A 15,255-nucleotide genomic window follows, 5' to 3' on the forward strand; every position below is an offset into this window, starting at 1 on the left:
GCTCTCGGGATGATCCGTGGGAGGCGCTCACGGGCGCGGGCCACGCGATGCCGGCCGGAGAACGGAAAGGGCCTGCCGCCGGTCTCCCGGCGCAGGCCCTTCGTTGTGGCGGTGGAGGTGGGATTTGAACCCACGGATAGGTTGCCCCATCACACGCTTTCGAGGCGTGCGCCCTCGGCCACTAGGCGACTCCACCGCCGAGCAGCCTACCGGATCCGTGGCCCTGTTCGCTCGCAGAACCCGTCTGATATGCCCCAAATGCCGTTTTCATTGGCGCCGGTCGGCGAAGAAGTCCCTGAGCACGGCCGCGCAGTCCCCGGCGAGGACCCCGGCGATCACCTCAGGACGGTGATTCAGCCGCCGGTCGCGCACCACGTCCCACAGCGAGCCGGCCGCGCCGGCCTTCTCGTCGGCGGCCCCGAAGACGATCGTGCCCACCCGGGCGAGCACCGCGGCCCCCGCGCACATCGTGCACGGTTCGAGGGTCACCGCCAGCGTGCAGCCGGTCAGCCGCCACTCGCCTCGCCGGCGGGCCGCCTCGCGCAGGGCGAGCACCTCGGCATGGGCGGTCGGGTCGGCGCTCGCCTCGCGGTCGTTGCCCGCGGCCGCCAGCACCTCGCCGCCGGGCCCGAGGACGACGGCCCCCACCGGCACCTCTCCGCGCCCGCCTGCCAGCACGGCCTGTTCGAGCGCGAGCCGCATGGCAGCCTCGAACGTGACGGACGGCGGACCGCTCACGGGCGCCGGCCCGCGGGCGACGCCGCGCCGGACAGGACGCTAGTGCAGCCGGTCGAGCTCATCGGCGAAGGCGAGCTTCTCGGCGATGACCGAGAGGGTGTCGGCGGGAAGCACCCCCTCCTCCATGCTCAGCTCGAGCAGTTCCTCGGCGCTGACCCCAAGGTCGCTGAGCAACTCGAAGTCGCCCGCCGGACGGACGCCGAGATCGGCCTCCTTGTCGGGCACCACGACGCCGGCCAGCTCGTTGAACAGCTCTCCGATGCCGTCACCGGCCGCCGCGTGGGCGTCTGAGAGGAACGCCCGCGGCTCGGCGTCGCCGTCGTAGCGGACGATCGCGAACCATTCGTCCTCGACCTCGACGCAGAGCAGGGCGAGCTCCTCACCGATGAGGCCCAGGGCGTCCGAGACGGCGTCCCCCAGGTCGTCGGCGATCTCGGCGTTGGTGAGATCGACCTCGGCGCCGCTCCACCCCTCGGGCGTGCGGACGAAGGCCGCGGCGAACAAAGCGCTGTGTGTTGGTCTCGAGGGCATGATCGGGGCTCCCGAGGTCAGCCGATGGCTGAATCGACGGCACGTTCAAACGGCTGGGAGAACCCCAGCCGTGCGGCGATGCTGGATAGCACCTCATCGGGCAGCAGTTCGAGGTCACCGGAGAGAGCGCCCAGCTCCATCTCGTCGAGCCCCAGATCGGCGAAGATCGAAAGATCTCCGGCCGGGAGGACCATGTCGAGTTCCTCCTCCTCCGGCACGGGGACGTCGAGGTACTCCAGCACCTGCTGGGCGAGTGGCCAGTCCCACGACGCGGTGATGTCGGACAGGAAGACATCGACGCGCTCGCCGAACATCCTCAATGCCACGAAGAAGTCATCCCCAACGGCGACGAGGCCAATCGTGGCACCCATGCTCGGCTGCTGACGGAGGGCATGGATCAACCCGTGGAGATCCGCGGTCAGGCCCACGGGCAACATCTCGGCTTCCCAGCGGTCGTCCTCGCGGTAGACCACGATGGCGAAGTCAAGAGCATCTACGTCTGTCATCTTCACCCCACCGACGCGGTTCTTACGGTTGGTAATGCTCCCAGAATCACTGGGGTCCCGTAGGCCCCTCAGGCAAATTGTGATCAAAAACGGCCGTGCCCGGCCCGCTTGGGGCGTGTGGGGGGTTACCAGGCTGCTCGTACCGTTCACCCGGTCACAGGAGATAGCGTTGGCAGCCATGAAGACCCTCGTCGTCGACCACCCGCTGGTCGCTCACAAGCTGACGGCTCTCAGGGACGTGCGCACCGACTCCCCGACGTTCCGCCGGCTCGCCGACGAGCTGGTGACGCTGCTGGCGTACGAGGCGACCCGCGACGTCCGCGTCACCGAGGCGACGGTCGAGACCCCTGTGGCCCCCGCGCACGGCGTGCGCCTGGCCCGCCCCGCACCGCTCGTCGTCCCGATCTTGCGCGCCGGCCTCGGCATGCTCGACGGCATGACCCGCCTGCTGCCCACGGCCGAGGTGGGCTTCCTCGGCATGATCCGCGACGAGGGCACCCTCAAGGCGCAGACCTACGCCACCCGCCTGCCCGAAGACCTCAGCGGCCGCCAGTGCTTCGTGCTGGACCCCATGCTGGCCACCGGCGGCACGCTCGCCGCGGCCATCGAACTGCTGTTCGCGCGCGGCGCCGAGGATGTCACGGCCATCTGCCTTCTCGCCGCCCCCGAAGGCGTGGCCTATCTGGAGCAGGTCTTCACCGACTCGAGCAACCCGGTGCGGGTCGTGACCGCGGGCCTGGACGAGCGGCTCAACGAGCTCGGCTACATCGTCCCCGGCTTGGGCGACGCGGGAGACCGCCTGTACGGCGTCGTCTGAATCTTTTTCATTCTTCTTCCTCAGGTTGACACACCCTTCGTTACATACTGTGTTTCAGAGGGTACACAGAGTGATGACAATGTCACTGTGTTCCCGGCCCCCATGGGGGCCGTGGACGCACACCTGGGAGAGCGATGGACCAACTGCCGGATTTTGACGCCTACACACAGGTCGAGACCGCGCTGAAGGTCGAGTTCGCCGGGGTGCATCCCGCCGCGACGGTGACACGCTGCATAGAAGCGGCGCACCACGGCGCGATGGAGGTCACTGGTTACGCGTACCCGAGCCTCGTCGAGCGGATCGCGCGCAAGCACCTTCAGGTGCTGGCCACGGTCGTCGGCGAGCAAGGGTGACGCAGGTCACATCCAGACCCCTAAAGACTGTGGGGTCGGGATGCCTTTACCGAGCCAATGGGCTGGGTAATGTATACGGTGGGTGCAGTGGGTGAGTTGGTTAACGGAGGCGGCAGTGCAGGTCAAGAAGGTTCTAACGTACGCAGCCATCGCGTTTGTGGCTTTCTACCTGTTCACCAGACCGGCTGACGCGGCGAGCGCGGTCAGAGGAGCAATGAACACTGTGGTGAACGCCGCGGATTCGCTGGCGCTATTCGTCGCGAAGCTGACATGAGACTTGTGACCCACGGGGACTCTGCTCCGTCGTCGGTCAATCGTTACCTTCTGCCCCACGAACACCAGGTCATCATGGTGCGGCGCCACCCGGCCGTGCTGCTGCGGCCGGTCGCCGAGGTCTTCGGCGGCCTGGTCTTAGCGGGGCTGCTGAGCAAGTGGCTCGGGGAGAACCAAGGGTCTCAGGCTTTGGTGATCGTCTGGTGGGCCTGGCTTCTCTTACTCATCCGCTTCGTGTGGAAAGTGGCCGAGTGGTCCGTCGACTACTTCGTGGTGACATCCAAACGCATGCTTCTCACCACTGGTTTGATCACTCGCCGAGTGGCGATGATGCCACTCGGCAAGGTGACCGACATGAGCTTCCAGCGCTCATTGCTCGGCCGCATGCTCGGGTACGGGGAGTTCGTCCTTGAGTCCGCCGGTCAGGACCAGGCGCTCTCGACGGTCCCCTTCATCCCGTATCCGGAGACCTTGTACCTAGAGGTTTGCCAGATGCTCTTTCCCAGTTCCGACGACGATGATTAGTCCGGGTTCGTCCTGAATCTCGAGGGATGAGACGGGCTTGCCCCTCGGGATTCTTGACGTGGGTATACCCGATTCGGCCGCTTCGTGCCATCATGGCGAGACCATTGACCATAACATCGCCTTAAGAGATCACATGCCGAGTCAGGGAACCATCGGTGATCGCGTCCGCGGGCTGCGTCTGAGCAGGCGTATGTCTCAGGCCCAGCTGGCCGGACCCGACCTCTCCGACAGTTATGTCTCACTCATCGAGTCCGGAAAGCGCACGCCGACGCCGGTGGTCGCCCGCCTTCTCGCGGAGCGCCTTGGATGCACCACTGAGTTCCTGCTTCACGGGATCGAGCCGCGCCAGCGCATCGACACCGAGCTCGGCCTGCGCCATGCCGAGTTGGAGCTCTACCACGGGGACGCGGCCCTGGCCGCCGACCGGTTCGGTGACATCGTCAAGGCCGCCGGCGAGGACAACGCGCTCCTGGCCGCCCACGCCCGTCTGGGGCGTGCGCGTGCTCTGGAAGCGCAGGGCAAGCTCGGCCGCGCGGTAGAGGCGTACGAGCGCCTTCGCCGCGAGGCCGCGGCGCACCCCGAGCGGCTGGCGGACATGCCGCTCACCGTCGCGCTGTGCCGGTGCTACCACAAGGCCGGGGACGTGCTGCGTGCCCGCGACCTCGGCGCCAAGGCGCTGGAGCAGGTAACGCAACTGTCACTCTTCCACGGTGAGGTCGCGGTGGACCTCGCCGCGGCGCTCGCCGACGCCGAGATCGGCCTGCCCTACGTCGAGCAGGTGCTCGAGGTCACGGGCGTGCCGGTGCCGGCGGACCGCACGACAGAGATCCTCTCGCTCTGGCAGGCCAGCGTCTCGGCCGCCGAGGGCGAGGACTCCGCGCTCGCGGTGCAGTTCGCCGACGACGCGTTGTCGGCCGGGCGGCCCGCTCGCATCGCGGTCCAGATGGCGAAGATCGCCATGCGCTGGGCCGAGATCTCCGCTGCCCACTCCAGTGGTGACCACTCCGATGCGCTGGTCTCCCGCGCCTCCGAGGTCTTCTCCGCGCTGCCCGCCGAATCCGTGGAGTACGCGCACAGCCTCATCGTGCTCGCCCGCGTGCACCTGCGATCGGGGGACACCCGCGGCGCCGACGACCTCGCGTCGAAGGCGCTGGATCTGCTGGCCGACGAACCGAGCACCGTCGGGGCGTCCGCGCTGCTGGTGCGCGCCGAAGGCGCTTTGGCACGGTCCGACAGCGCGGTCAAGACCTACCTCGAGCGCGCCGGGGACGTCCTGGCGGCGGTGCCGTCGTCGGGCGCGATCCGCGACCGGGAGGTCGCCGAGGTGTGGCGCGAACTGGGTGACCTATGGGGCAAGGCCGGTGACCGCGGGCGGCAGACGCGCGCGTATCGTGGGGCACTCGAAGCGGTCGGGGTCAGGTCGACCGTCGCCGGTGCCGTCACCGCCACGGTTTTCGCACGGTAGGCCTCCCCACCAGGGCCCCGGATTTGGCTCGGGGCCCTGGAATAAATAAGGTCGACCAATCATTGACTCGTAGGATGATTGGTTACCCGGAGGAGGCAGACTGTGAGTCTGCGTACGGCGCAGCGGGCTTCCCTCGTCGACCAGGTGATCGAGCAGCTCAAAGAGCAGATCACCTCTGGGTCCTGGCAGCTGCATGCCAAGATCCCTACGGAGACCGTCCTCGCTGAGCAGCTCGGCGTGGGCCGCAACACCGTGCGGGAGGCGGTGCGCGCGCTCACCCACGCGGGCCTCCTCGAATGCCGCCAGGGTGACGGCACGTACGTGCGTGCCACCAGCGAGCTCTCGGGCGCCATGGCGCGGCGCCTGCGAGCCGCCGAACATCTGGAGATCCTCGAGGTGCGTCGTGCCCTGGAGGTAGAAGCGGCCCGGCTCGCCGCCGTCCGGCGCACCGAGGGCGACATCGAGCTCATCGAGGCCGCCCTGCTCAAGCGCGAGGAGGCGTGGGCCGAGGGCGAGGTCGACGCCTTCGTGGAGGCCGACCTGGCCTTCCACGTCTCGGTCGTCGAGGCGACGCACAACCGCGTGCTGATCGAGCTGTACAAGGACTTCTCGGCGGCGCTGCGCGCCAGCATCGCCGCCGCGGGCGCACCGCTGCAGAACGGCCACATCCCGCACGACGCCATCGCCCGCGCCATCGCCTCCGGTGACGCTGCCGCCGCCGAGCGTGCGGGCCACGCCTGCATGGAGCACATCGCGATCGCGCTCGCCGAGACCCCTGAGCTGATCGACTGACCCGCCGCCCCGGGGCCGGCGGGCAGGCCGGCCTCAGGACAGGCGCAGAGACATCACCAGATAGCGGTACGCCGGGTCGTCGCCCTCGTCGGTGATCAGCGCCGGGCGGGTGGGCGAGGCCATGTTGATGCAGGCCTTCTCGGTCTCCACACCGGCCAGGCCGTCCAGCAGATAGTGCGGCTGGAAGGCGATCTGGATGTCCTCTCCTGAAAGGTCGGCCGCGACCGCCTCCGCTCCCCGGCCGATGTCCCCGCCGCCGGCCTGCACGAGCACCTGCCCTTGCGTGAAGGACAGGCTGATGGCGGTGTGACGCTCGGCGACCAGGGCGACGCGCTTGACGGCCTCGACGAACGGCGCCACCGTGACATCGGCGCGGATCGCCCAGGTGTCGACGAGCCGCGATCGGTAATCGATGAACTGCTCGTCCAGCAAGCGGACGGTGGTGGTGCGGCCGGCGCACTCGAAGCCGGCCACCCCGTCGCCGAGGCCGATCGACACCTCGCCGGCGCGCAGGGAACGGCCCACCTCCACCATGACCTTCGCGGGCACCATGATCGCGGCCTGCTGGTCGGGCCGCTCCGGGTGCCACAGGAAGTCGCGGGCCGCGATGCGGTAGCGGTCGGTCGCCGCCATGGAGACGCCGGCGCCGTCGATGTCCACGCGGATGCCCGTGAGCATGGGAAGGGTGTTGTCCCGGCTGGCGGCGGTCGCCACCTGGGCGACGGCGGAGGCGAACACGCCACCCCCGACGGCGCCGGCCTTGGGCGGCATGGCGGGGAGCGTGGGGAAGTCCTCCACCGGCATGGTCAGCAGGCCGAACTCGGCGCCGCCGCAGGTCAGCACGGCCTCGGCCCCGGAGGTGACGATCTGCACGGACTCGGGCGGCAGGCTGCGGGTGATCTCGGCGAGCACCTTGCCGGGGATCAGCACCTTGCCGGGCTCGGCGACGTCGGCGTCCACCACGGCGCGGGCCGAGACGTCGTAGTCGAACACCGAGAGCATGAGGCTGTCGTCCAGCGCCTCCAACAGGATGCCCGACAGCACCGGCATCGCAGGACGGCCCGGTAGCGTCCGGGCGCTCCATGCCACCGCGTCGGCGAGGACATCGCGGTCCACCTGGAACTTCACCCTGATCCATCCCCTTCGGTCACGTCCGCTCCCAGAAAGGTAGCGCCTGGGTCGGACATTTACCCGCGAAGCGGGTGGAGCATCACCTATGCCGTCCCCCTGCTTCGGACAGGTCAGCCCCGGGTGCCGTTGAGGTAGGCCAGGACGGCGAGGACGCGCCGGTTGTCGTCGTCGGACACGGCCAGGTCGAGCTTGGCGAAGATGCTCGCGGTGTGCTTGGCCACGGCGCTCTCGCTGAGGAACAGGCGCTGGGCGATGGCGGCGTTCGACCGCCCCTCGGCCATGAGCCCGAGCACCTCGCGCTCGCGCGGGCTGAGCCGGCCCAGCGGCTCGTGACGGGCGTTGCTGGCCATCAGCTTGGCGATCACGTCGGGGTCCATGGCGGTGCCTCCCGCGGCCACCCGCCGCACCGCGTCGACGAACTGGGCGGAGTTGAACACCCGGTCTTTGAGCAGGTAGCCGACCCCGCCGGTGCCGTCGGCGAGGAGCTCTCTGGCGTACAGCTGCTCGACGTGCTGGGAGAGGACGAGCACGGGCAGGCCGGGGATCGAACGGCGGGCCACCAGCGCCGCCTGCAACCCCTCGTCGGTGAAGGTGGGCGGCAGCCGGACGTCGACCACCGCGACCTGCGGGCGCTCGTCGAGCAGCGCCTTGAGCAGCTCGGGCCCTGACTCGACCGCCGCGACGATCTCGAACCCGTGAGCCTCGAGGAGGCGGACCAGGCCGTCGCGGAGGAGGTAGAGGTCCTCGGCCAGGACCACCCTCACGTGTTGACCTCTGACTCCAGCTGCTTGGCCTGCTGGGTGAGGCCCTGCGCGACGATGAGCATGGCCGTACCGAGAGCGATCATGAAGATGATGGTGGGCCACTGGAGCACCTCGGGCAAGTAGAGCGCCAGGAACCAGCTCCGCTCGTCGGCGCCGAAAATCTTGAAGCCCGCCGCGACCAACCCCTGCGGGAACAGCGGCAACCAGCCCAGCCCCCAGCAGAGGGCCATCAGGCTCTGCTTCCAGGCGGGCAGCTTGGTGCGGCACGAGGCCTGCCCGTCGAAGGCGCGGGGGATGTCCACACTGGCCGTGGTCGGCCCTCCCGCGGGGCTGTGGAGGGCCAGGACGCCGTCGAACGCGGCCACCCGCCGCTCGATGCCGCGCAGGCCGCTGCCGCGCGACGGATCGGCTCCGCCCTGCCCGTCGTCGATGACGGTGATGCGCAGGGCCGCGCCGCGGCGGCTGATGTCCACCGCGACACGGCCGGCGCCGCCGTGCCTGCTGGCGTTGGTGAGCAGCTCACTGACCACGAAGTAGACGGCGGACTCGACCGGGGCCTCCGGCCGCAGGGGCAACTCGACACTGACGGAGACCTTCAGCGGGCTGTCGAGGGCCAGGGCCCGCACCGCGTCGCCGAGACCACGCTCGGCGAGCACGGGCGGGTGAATGCCGCGCACGAGTTGGCGCAACTCGACCAGCGACGCGGCCGACGCCTCGCGCACCCTGGCGATCAGGGCTTTGGCGGCCGCCGGATCGGAGTCGACGAGCTCCTCGGCCGCGCCGAGCGTCATGCCGATGGCCACCAGGCGGGCCTGCGCGCCATCGTGCAGATCGCGCTCGATGCGCCGCAGCTCGGCGGCCTGGGTGTCGATCGCCTCGGTGTGCACCTGCGTCAGGTGGTGCATGGCGTTGGTCAGGCGGGCGCGGTAGGTGGGGGCCAGCAGCTTGCGCGTCCACACACCGTGCAGGCGGACCGCGCGCGGAGCCAGCAGCGGCCCTGCGACCATCAGCACCACCCCGGCCACCGCCCGCGCCGGGCCCTGCGCGACCAGCACCGCACCGCCCGCCACCATGAGCGGCGGCACCAGGACCAGCACCCCGCCGAGCAGCGGGTCGGCGATCAGCCAGGCGAGGTCGCGCCAGGTGGCCGGGTCTTTGAACATCCAGTCGAAGGTGCGCATGAAATTCGGCACCAGGGAGGTGCGGTAGAGGCTGCGGCCCTCGCGGTACCAGCCGTCGCGCTGCGGCACTGGCGGCGGCGGCGCGGCGCGGTAGGGCGGGACGATCTGCACGTCGGCGAAGGCGAGGGCGAGCCTGCGCGCCTGGACGGCCCGGCGGCGGACCAGGCGGACGGTGGCCGGGAAGAGGAAGACGAGGCCGAGGCCGAAGCACAGCAAGATCAACAGCAGGGCCAGCGCGCCGATCGCCGCGTTCACCACGGCCAGGGCGAGCAGCGCCAGAGCGCGCCCGAAGCCGACCACCGTCCGGGTAACCATGGCACCAAGTCTGCGATATCCGGCGCTTAGCTCGTAGTGGCCGTGACGCCCGTTCGAAGGTGTACTTAAGTACACCCCCGCCGGGGCCGCAGACGCATTCCGCCCGCCACGCCGCGCTTCCTAACGTCGGCCGCATGGAACTCATCGAGATCACCGATCTGCGCAAGCTGTACGGAGAGCAGGTGGCGGTCGACGGCGTGTCGTTCACGGTGCGCGAGGGCGAGCTGTTCGGTGTGGTGGGCCGCAACGGCGCCGGCAAGACCACGACCGTCGAATGCGTGTGCGGCCTTCGCACCCCTGACGGCGGCGCCATCACCGTCACCGGCCTCGATCCGCGCAAAGACCGCGCCCTGCTCCGTCAGCGGGTCGGCGTGCAGCTCCAAGACTGCTCGCTGCCCGACAGGCTGCGGGTCGGAGAGGCCCTTGAGCTGTACGCCTCCTTCTACGACCGTCCGGCCGACTGGCGCGCGCTGCTGGAGGAGGTCGGGCTCGGCCCCAAGCGCGACACCGCGTTCGCCAAGCTGTCGGGCGGGCAGCGGCAACGGCTGTCGATCGCCCTGGCCCTGGTCGGCGCCCCCCGCGTGGCCATCCTCGACGAGCTGACCACCGGCCTCGACCCCCTGGCGCGCCGCGAGACCTGGGAGCTCATCGAGCAGATCAAGCGACGCGGCGTCACGATCATCCTGGTCACCCACTTCATGGAGGAGGCCGAGCGGCTGTGCGACCGCATCGCGGTGATCGACCAGGGTCGCGTGGCCGCGGTCGACACGCCCGCGGGCCTGATCGCCCGGGTGGACGGCGGCCAGCGTCTCCGGTTCCGCAGCGCGCCCGGCGCCGACCAGGTGCTGAAGGCGCTCCCCGAGGTGGCGACCGTCATCCGTGAGGGCGACACGGTCACGGTGACCGGGCCGGACGGCCTCCTGCTCGCCGTGACGACGGCCCTCGCGGCCTGCCAGATCGTCCCCGCGGGCCTCCAGATGGAGCGCGCCACGCTGGACGACGCCTTCCTCGCCCTCACCGGCCGCCCCGCCGTCGACGCCTCCTAGCCGGACGGCCTCCCGCCGACCGGCCGAGTGCTCACCGATGCCATGACCCAGCACATCCAGGAGATCCCATGACGACGACCGGCTCACCGCCTCTCCGCCCGGCCTACAAAGGCCGCTCGGCGCTGCGCAAGGTGCTGCTCACCGAGACCCGGCTCTATCTGCGCGAGCCTCTCACGGCCTTCTTCACCATCGGCCTCCCGCTCGGCCTGCTGCTGATCCTGGGCAGCACCATCCCCGGCTTCCGCGAGGCCGATCCCTCCCTCGGGGGTGAGCGGGTGGTCGACACCCAGCTGCCCGCCATGATGATCATGCTGGCGGTGTCGACCTCGGCCTTCAGCATCATCCCCAGCGTCCTCGCCACCTACCGCGAGCGCGGCGTGTTGCGCAGGCTCTCCGTCACCCCCGCCTCGCCGGGGACGCTGCTCGGCGCCCAGCTGGTGCTGAACCTGGTCACGTCGGTCCTCGCCGCGTTCCTGACCATCCTCTTCGGGCACCTCGTCCTGGACACGCGCGTGCCGGCCGCACTGCTGTGGTTCGTGCCCTGCTTCGTCATCGGGGTGTGCGCCATGTTCGCGCTCGGCCTGTCGGTCGCCGCCGTGGTGCCGAACGGCCGCGTCGCCGGGGGCGTCGGCTCGGTGGTGATGTTCCCGTTGCTGTTCATCGGCGGCATGTGGCTCCCCCGCGAGTTGATGCCGGACGTGCTGCGGCGGCTCAGCGACTTCACCCCGACGGGCGCGTTCGGCCAGGTGATGCGCGACACCTGGGCCGGCGCGGCTCCGCAACCGCTTCACCTCGGCGTCCTTTTGGGGTGGGCGCTGGTGGGGGGCGTGTTCGCGGCGCGGGTCTTCCGCTGGGAGTGACGGCTGACGAGCGTGCGCTGACGGTCCGCGGGGGCGGCCGTCACCGCTTTTATTAGACCGTACAGTCTTGATAGGGTCGGATGCCATGGCACGCACGAAGGAGTTCGACCCCGAGAAGGCCCTCCAGGCCGCCCTCGAGCTGTTCTGGGAACGCGGCTACGAGGCGACCTCGATGGCCGACCTGGTCGACAGGCTCGGCATCGCCCGTGCCAGCCTCTATTCCACCTTCGGCGGCAAACACGAGTTGTTCGTGCTCGCCTTGCGCCGCTACATCGAGACTCGCAGGCCCTCGCCCCTCGAGATCCTCTCCCAGCCCGGCCCCGCGTTGCCGGCCGTGCGCGCGCTGGTCGAGTTCTACGCCGCCGACTCCATGAGCGACCCGCGACGGCGCGGGTGCATGGTGGTCAACGCCGCCGCCGAGATGCTCCCGGGCGACGAGGAGGTCACCCGCATCCTCGACGCCAACTGGACGGCCATGGAGACCGCGCTGGCCTCGGCCCTGACCCGGGCCCGCGCGCAGGGCGAACTGCCGGACGACCGCGACCCGCGGGCGCTGGCCCGCTTCCTGCTGGTCTTCCTGCAAGGCCTGCGGCTGGTGAGCAAGGGCTCTCCCGACCATCAGCGGCTGCGTGACGCCGCGGCGCAGGCCCTGTCGGTACTCGACTGAATACCAGAACGAACGATCTAATATTGGAAAGAATCACGCAGGCATCCGCCAGGGAGAAACCATGAGGTTCGACGGCAAAGTGGTACTGGTCACCGGGGCGGGGTCCGGCATCGGCCGGGCCGTCGCGCGCGGCTTCGCCCGGGAAGGCGCGACGGTGTTCGCCGCCGGCCGCCGGCGCGAGCCTCTGGAGGAGACGGTCCGGCTCGTCGAGGCCGAGAGCGGCCGGGCGACCGCGCTGACCGCCGATGTGACCAGTTCCGCAGACGTCGCCCGGCTCGTCGGCGAGATCATGCGGCGGGAGGGGAGGCTGGACGTCGCGGTGAACAACGCCGGCGTCCTCACCATGGGCCACGTCGCCGACATCGACGAGGACGACTGGGCGCGCACCATCGACGCCAACGCCACCGGCGTCTTCCTGTCGATGAAACACGAGATCGCCGCCATGCGCCGGCACGGCACCGGTGTGATCATCAACGTGTCGTCGCAGATCGGCGCGCACAAAAGGGTCCCCGGCCTGGGCGCCTACGCCGCGTCCAAGGCCGCGGTGGCGGCGCTGACCCGCACGGCCGCGCTCGAGTACATCGGCGAGGGCATCCGCATTAACGCGGTGAGCCCGGGACCGCACGACACCCCCATGTCCATGCGCCCGGGCGAGACCGAGGCGGACCGCGCCGCCCGCATCAAGGCACAGCTGCCCATCGGCCGGGTCGGCACGCTCGACGAGATCACCGCGGCGGTGCTCTGGTTCGCCTCCGACGACGCCGGCTTCGCCGTCGGCCACGATCTCGTCGTGGACGGCGGCTCCACCGCCTGACGTGAGTCACCGGGCACCATTACCCGGGGCGTAATCGCGGCGGCGCCGGGCGGCGCATACCCTCAGGGCCATGACGATGACGGCGCTGTCCCGGCGGCCGGTGGGCGAGCTGCTCCGCCAGTGGCGCGAGCACCGCCGGCTCAGCCAGCTCGACCTGGCCATCCAGGCCGACATCTCCGCCCGGCACCTGAGCTTCCTGGAGACCGGGCGGTCCAATCCGAGCCGCGAGATGGTGCTCCACCTGTCCGAGCACCTTGACCTGTCGCTGCGCGAGCGCAACCGCCTGCTGCTGGCGGCGGGGTTCGCCCCCGTCTTCTCCGAGAGCACGCTGGACGCGCCGGGCATGCGAGCCGTGCGCGGGGCGATCCGGCAGGTCCTCACCGGGCACGAGCCCTACCCCGCGGTCGTGGTCGACGGCCGCTGGAACCTCGTGGACGGCAACGCGAGCCTCTCGCTGTTCACGCGGCTGGTGTCGCCCGGCCTGCTCGCCTCGCCCGCCAACGTGCTGCGCGCCAGCCTGCACCCGGACGGCCTGGCCCCCCACATCGTCAACCTCGGTGAGTGGCGGGGGCACCTGCTCGGCCGGCTCCGCCGCCAGATCTCGCTCACCGCCGACCCGCAACTGGAGGCGCTGGACCAGGAGCTGCGCTCTTATCCGTGCGACCAGCCGGAACCGGAGGTGGAGATCCCCGGCCCCGGAGACATCGTCGTGCCGCTGCGCCTGCGCCACGAGGGCGGCGAGCTCGCGTTCTTCAGCACGATCGCGACCTTCGGCACTCCCCTCGACATCACGGTCGCCGAGCTGGCCATCGAGTCGTTCTACCCCGCCGACGAGTCCACGGCCGCCACCCTGCGCGAGATGGCCTCCCGACCGGATCGGCCCTCGTCGTAACGGCCGGTCCTGCTCGATCAGGCCGCGCCCCGTGGCAAGGGCTCAGTGCGGGGCCATGTCGACGAAGCGGCTGTAGTGGCCCTGGAAGGCGACGGTCACCGTCGCGGTGGGACCGTTACGGTGCTTCGCCACGATCAGGTCGGCCTCGCCGGCCCGCGGCGACTCGCGCTCGTAGGCGTCCTCCCGATGCAGCAGGATCACCACGTCCGCGTCCTGCTCAATCGACCCAGACTCGCGCAAGTCGGACACCTGGGGGCGCTTGTCGGTGCGCTGTTCGGGGCCACGGTTGAGCTGGGAGATCGCGATGACCGGAACCTCCAGCTCCTTGGCCAGCAGCTTGAGGGCCCGGGAGATCTCGGAGACCTCCTGCTGGCGGCTCTCTGTCTTCTTCGGAGAGCTCATCAGCTGGAGGTAGTCGACGATGACGAAGCGCAGGTCGTGACGCTGCTTGAGCCGCCGGCACTTGGCGCGGATCTCCATCATCGACATGTTCGGCGAGTCGTCGATGAACAGCGGCGCCTCGGCGACCTCGCTCATGCGGCGGGCGAGACGCGTCCAGTCTTCGTCGTTCATCGTGCCGGAACGCATGGTGTGCAGCGCCACTCGCGCCTCCGCCGACAGCAGGCGCATCGTGATCTCGTTGCGCGACATTTCCAGGGAGAACACGACCGTGGTCATATGGTGCTTGATCGCAGCGGATCTGGCGAAATCAAGCCCCAGCGTCGACTTTCCGATCGCGGGACGGGCGGCGACGACGATCATCTGGCCGGGGTGGAGGCCGTTCATCAGGGCGTCGAGGTCCTGGAAGCCGGTGGGCACGCCGACCATCTGGCCGCTGCGGCTGCCGATGGCCTCGATCTCGTCGAGCGCACCCGGCATGATCTCCGACAGCGGGCGGTAGTCCTCGCTGGTGCGGCGCTCGGTCACCGCGTAGACCTCGGCCTGGGCCCGGTCGACCAGTTCGTCGACCTCCTCGTTCTGCCCGCCGTAGCCGTAGGAGACGATGCGGGTGCCCGCCTCGATGAGCCGCCGCAGGATGGCCTGCTCGCGCACGATCTTGGCGTAGTAGCCGGCGTTGGCGGCCGTGGGAACGATGGCGGTGAGCGTGTGCAAGTAGGTGCCGCCGCCCACCCGGGCCATCTCACCCCGCCGGGACAGCTCACTGAAGATCGTCACCGCGTCGGCCGGCTCGCCCCGCCCGTACAGGTCGAGGATGGCGTCGTAGATGACCTGGTGCGCGGGCCGGTAGAAGTCGTCGGAGCGCAGGACCTCCACCACGTCGGCGATGGCGTCCTTGGACAGCAGCATGCCGCCCAGCACGGACTGCTCAGCCTCGATGTTGCTCGGGGGCGTACGCTCGAACGGTGCGTCGAAGGCCGGGATGACTTCACTGCTCAACTGGCGGCCCTCCTGACTCCCCCGTGCCACCCCCGAAGTAGCCGGGGTGACAGTTTCGCCGGTAATCGCGCAAGCGGCAACGCGTCCTGTCGACAACGTTGTGGATAACGTGTGCAGTTCTCCGCCGGAGGTGTGGGCACACTGGGGACAACTCTGTGGATAACTGTTGGGGACAACCACAGACCCC

At 69.8% G+C, this 15,255-nt stretch carries 18 protein-coding genes and 1 tRNA gene; 11 read left to right on the forward strand and 8 right to left on the reverse strand.

Features of this window, described 5'->3' with window-relative positions; genetic code table 11:
* Positions 1 to 106: 106 nt before the first annotated feature.
* The 4 genes from ACFO60_RS08585 to ACFO60_RS08600 all read right to left on the reverse strand — a co-directional run bounded on the left by ACFO60_RS08585 (position 107) and on the right by ACFO60_RS08600 (position 1,775).
* A tRNA-Ser gene (locus tag ACFO60_RS08585) sits at positions 107 to 196 on the reverse strand.
* Positions 197 to 267: 71 nt separating this feature from the next.
* Entirely contained in the window at positions 268 to 702 is a 435-nt protein-coding gene (tadA, locus tag ACFO60_RS08590; protein ID WP_380838920.1) for a tRNA adenosine(34) deaminase TadA, read from the reverse strand.
* 75 nt (positions 703 to 777) lie between these two features.
* Positions 778 to 1,269 (reverse strand): tRNA adenosine deaminase-associated protein, encoded by a 492-nt coding sequence (locus tag ACFO60_RS08595; protein ID WP_380838922.1) that lies wholly within the window; start codon positions 1,267 to 1,269, stop codon positions 778 to 780.
* Between the two features lie 17 nt (positions 1,270 to 1,286).
* A complete protein-coding gene (locus ACFO60_RS08600; protein ID WP_380838924.1) occupies positions 1,287 to 1,775 on the reverse strand; it encodes a tRNA adenosine deaminase-associated protein in 489 nt (162 codons plus the stop codon).
* 178 nt (positions 1,776 to 1,953) lie between these two features.
* Between ACFO60_RS08600 and upp the strand changes: the two genes are divergently transcribed.
* The 6 genes from upp to ACFO60_RS08630 all read left to right on the forward strand — a co-directional run bounded on the left by upp (position 1,954) and on the right by ACFO60_RS08630 (position 6,000).
* Positions 1,954 to 2,592, forward strand: coding sequence for a uracil phosphoribosyltransferase (upp, locus tag ACFO60_RS08605; protein ID WP_380838926.1), 639 nt, complete (start codon positions 1,954 to 1,956; stop codon positions 2,590 to 2,592).
* Between the two features lie 134 nt (positions 2,593 to 2,726).
* Positions 2,727 to 2,945, forward strand: a complete 219-nt coding sequence (locus ACFO60_RS08610; RefSeq protein WP_380838928.1) for a three-helix bundle dimerization domain-containing protein — start codon at positions 2,727 to 2,729, stop codon at positions 2,943 to 2,945.
* Positions 2,946 to 3,060: 115 nt separating this feature from the next.
* Positions 3,061 to 3,219, forward strand: coding sequence for a hypothetical protein (locus tag ACFO60_RS08615; protein ID WP_380838930.1), 159 nt, complete (start codon positions 3,061 to 3,063; stop codon positions 3,217 to 3,219).
* On the forward strand, positions 3,216 to 3,743 hold the full coding sequence (locus tag ACFO60_RS08620) for a PH domain-containing protein (protein WP_248964684.1): 528 nt from the start codon (positions 3,216 to 3,218) through the stop codon (positions 3,741 to 3,743). Before ACFO60_RS08615 ends, ACFO60_RS08620 begins: the two co-directional genes overlap by 4 nt.
* Before the next feature lie 133 nt (positions 3,744 to 3,876).
* The gene (locus ACFO60_RS08625) at positions 3,877 to 5,208 is read left to right on the forward strand and encodes a helix-turn-helix domain-containing protein (protein ID WP_380838933.1); all 1,332 of its coding nucleotides are present in this window, start codon (positions 3,877 to 3,879) and stop codon (positions 5,206 to 5,208) included.
* A 102-nt stretch (positions 5,209 to 5,310) separates the two neighbouring features.
* Positions 5,311 to 6,000: a FadR/GntR family transcriptional regulator gene (locus ACFO60_RS08630; protein ID WP_380838935.1), complete on the forward strand. Its 690-nt coding sequence runs from the start codon at positions 5,311 to 5,313 to the stop codon at positions 5,998 to 6,000.
* 33 nt (positions 6,001 to 6,033) lie between these two features.
* Here ACFO60_RS08630 and dnaN read toward each other — a convergent pair whose 3' ends face one another.
* From dnaN to ACFO60_RS08645, 3 genes are all read right to left on the reverse strand, one after another.
* Positions 6,034 to 7,128 carry a DNA polymerase III subunit beta gene (dnaN, locus tag ACFO60_RS08635; RefSeq protein WP_380838937.1) on the reverse strand — a complete coding sequence of 365 codons (1,095 nt, stop codon included), beginning with the start codon at positions 7,126 to 7,128 and terminating at the stop codon, positions 6,034 to 6,036.
* A gap of 113 nt (positions 7,129 to 7,241) precedes the next feature.
* On the reverse strand, positions 7,242 to 7,895 hold the full coding sequence (locus ACFO60_RS08640) for a LuxR C-terminal-related transcriptional regulator (protein ID WP_380838939.1): 654 nt from the start codon (positions 7,893 to 7,895) through the stop codon (positions 7,242 to 7,244).
* Positions 7,892 to 9,391, reverse strand: coding sequence for a sensor histidine kinase (locus ACFO60_RS08645; RefSeq protein ID WP_380838941.1), 1,500 nt, complete (start codon positions 9,389 to 9,391; stop codon positions 7,892 to 7,894). Before ACFO60_RS08645 ends, ACFO60_RS08640 begins: the two co-directional genes overlap by 4 nt.
* Before the next feature lie 134 nt (positions 9,392 to 9,525).
* On the opposite strand from ACFO60_RS08645, the gene ACFO60_RS08650 reads away from it, so the two are divergent.
* The 5 genes from ACFO60_RS08650 (at position 9,526) to ACFO60_RS08670 (ending at position 13,670) form a co-directional block, all read left to right on the forward strand.
* The gene (locus tag ACFO60_RS08650) at positions 9,526 to 10,437 is read left to right on the forward strand and encodes an ABC transporter ATP-binding protein (RefSeq protein WP_380838943.1); all 912 of its coding nucleotides are present in this window, start codon (positions 9,526 to 9,528) and stop codon (positions 10,435 to 10,437) included.
* A 68-nt stretch (positions 10,438 to 10,505) separates the two neighbouring features.
* On the forward strand, positions 10,506 to 11,297 hold the full coding sequence (locus ACFO60_RS08655) for an ABC transporter permease (RefSeq protein ID WP_380838945.1): 792 nt from the start codon (positions 10,506 to 10,508) through the stop codon (positions 11,295 to 11,297).
* Between the two features lie 85 nt (positions 11,298 to 11,382).
* A complete protein-coding gene (locus ACFO60_RS08660) occupies positions 11,383 to 11,964 on the forward strand; it encodes a TetR/AcrR family transcriptional regulator (RefSeq protein WP_380838947.1) in 582 nt (193 codons plus the stop codon).
* A gap of 61 nt (positions 11,965 to 12,025) precedes the next feature.
* On the forward strand, positions 12,026 to 12,778 hold the full coding sequence (locus ACFO60_RS08665; protein WP_380838949.1) for an SDR family NAD(P)-dependent oxidoreductase: 753 nt from the start codon (positions 12,026 to 12,028) through the stop codon (positions 12,776 to 12,778).
* A gap of 70 nt (positions 12,779 to 12,848) precedes the next feature.
* Positions 12,849 to 13,670: a helix-turn-helix domain-containing protein gene (locus ACFO60_RS08670; RefSeq protein WP_380838951.1), complete on the forward strand. Its 822-nt coding sequence runs from the start codon at positions 12,849 to 12,851 to the stop codon at positions 13,668 to 13,670.
* 42 nt (positions 13,671 to 13,712) lie between these two features.
* On the opposite strand, the gene dnaB is transcribed toward ACFO60_RS08670, so the two are convergent.
* Complete coding sequence (dnaB, locus tag ACFO60_RS08675) at positions 13,713 to 15,068, reverse strand: replicative DNA helicase (protein ID WP_380838953.1); 1,356 nt, start codon at positions 15,066 to 15,068, stop codon at positions 13,713 to 13,715.
* Positions 15,069 to 15,255: the final 187 nt, after the last annotated feature.

The organism is Sphaerisporangium dianthi (assembly GCF_042654065.1).
GTDB lineage: Bacteria > Actinomycetota > Actinomycetes > Streptosporangiales > Streptosporangiaceae > Sphaerisporangium > Sphaerisporangium dianthi.

Bases quoted from the DNA above. Each gene is read 5' to 3' on its own strand.
- ACFO60_RS08665 (WP_380838949.1), top strand. From the start codon at position 12,026: ATGAGGTTCGACGGCAAAGTGGTACTGGTCACCGGGGCGGGGTCCGGC.
- ACFO60_RS08660 (WP_380838947.1), top strand. From the start codon at position 11,383: ATGGCACGCACGAAGGAGTTCGACCCCGAGAAGGCCCTCCAGGCCGCC.
- ACFO60_RS08655 (WP_380838945.1), top strand. From the start codon at position 10,506: ATGACGACGACCGGCTCACCGCCTCTCCGCCCGGCCTACAAAGGCCGC.
- ACFO60_RS08620 (WP_248964684.1), top strand. From the start codon at position 3,216: ATGAGACTTGTGACCCACGGGGACTCTGCTCCGTCGTCGGTCAATCGT.
- ACFO60_RS08670 (WP_380838951.1), top strand. From the start codon at position 12,849: ATGACGATGACGGCGCTGTCCCGGCGGCCGGTGGGCGAGCTGCTCCGC.
- ACFO60_RS08595 (WP_380838922.1), bottom strand. From the start codon at position 1,269: ATGCCCTCGAGACCAACACACAGCGCTTTGTTCGCCGCGGCCTTCGTC.
- ACFO60_RS08610 (WP_380838928.1), top strand. From the start codon at position 2,727: ATGGACCAACTGCCGGATTTTGACGCCTACACACAGGTCGAGACCGCG.
- ACFO60_RS08650 (WP_380838943.1), top strand. From the start codon at position 9,526: ATGGAACTCATCGAGATCACCGATCTGCGCAAGCTGTACGGAGAGCAG.
- ACFO60_RS08600 (WP_380838924.1), bottom strand. From the start codon at position 1,775: ATGACAGACGTAGATGCTCTTGACTTCGCCATCGTGGTCTACCGCGAG.
- upp (WP_380838926.1), top strand. From the start codon at position 1,954: ATGAAGACCCTCGTCGTCGACCACCCGCTGGTCGCTCACAAGCTGACG.
- tadA (WP_380838920.1), bottom strand. From the start codon at position 702: ATGCGGCTCGCGCTCGAACAGGCCGTGCTGGCAGGCGGGCGCGGAGAG.
- ACFO60_RS08645 (WP_380838941.1), bottom strand. From the start codon at position 9,391: ATGGTTACCCGGACGGTGGTCGGCTTCGGGCGCGCTCTGGCGCTGCTC.
- ACFO60_RS08625 (WP_380838933.1), top strand. From the start codon at position 3,877: ATGCCGAGTCAGGGAACCATCGGTGATCGCGTCCGCGGGCTGCGTCTG.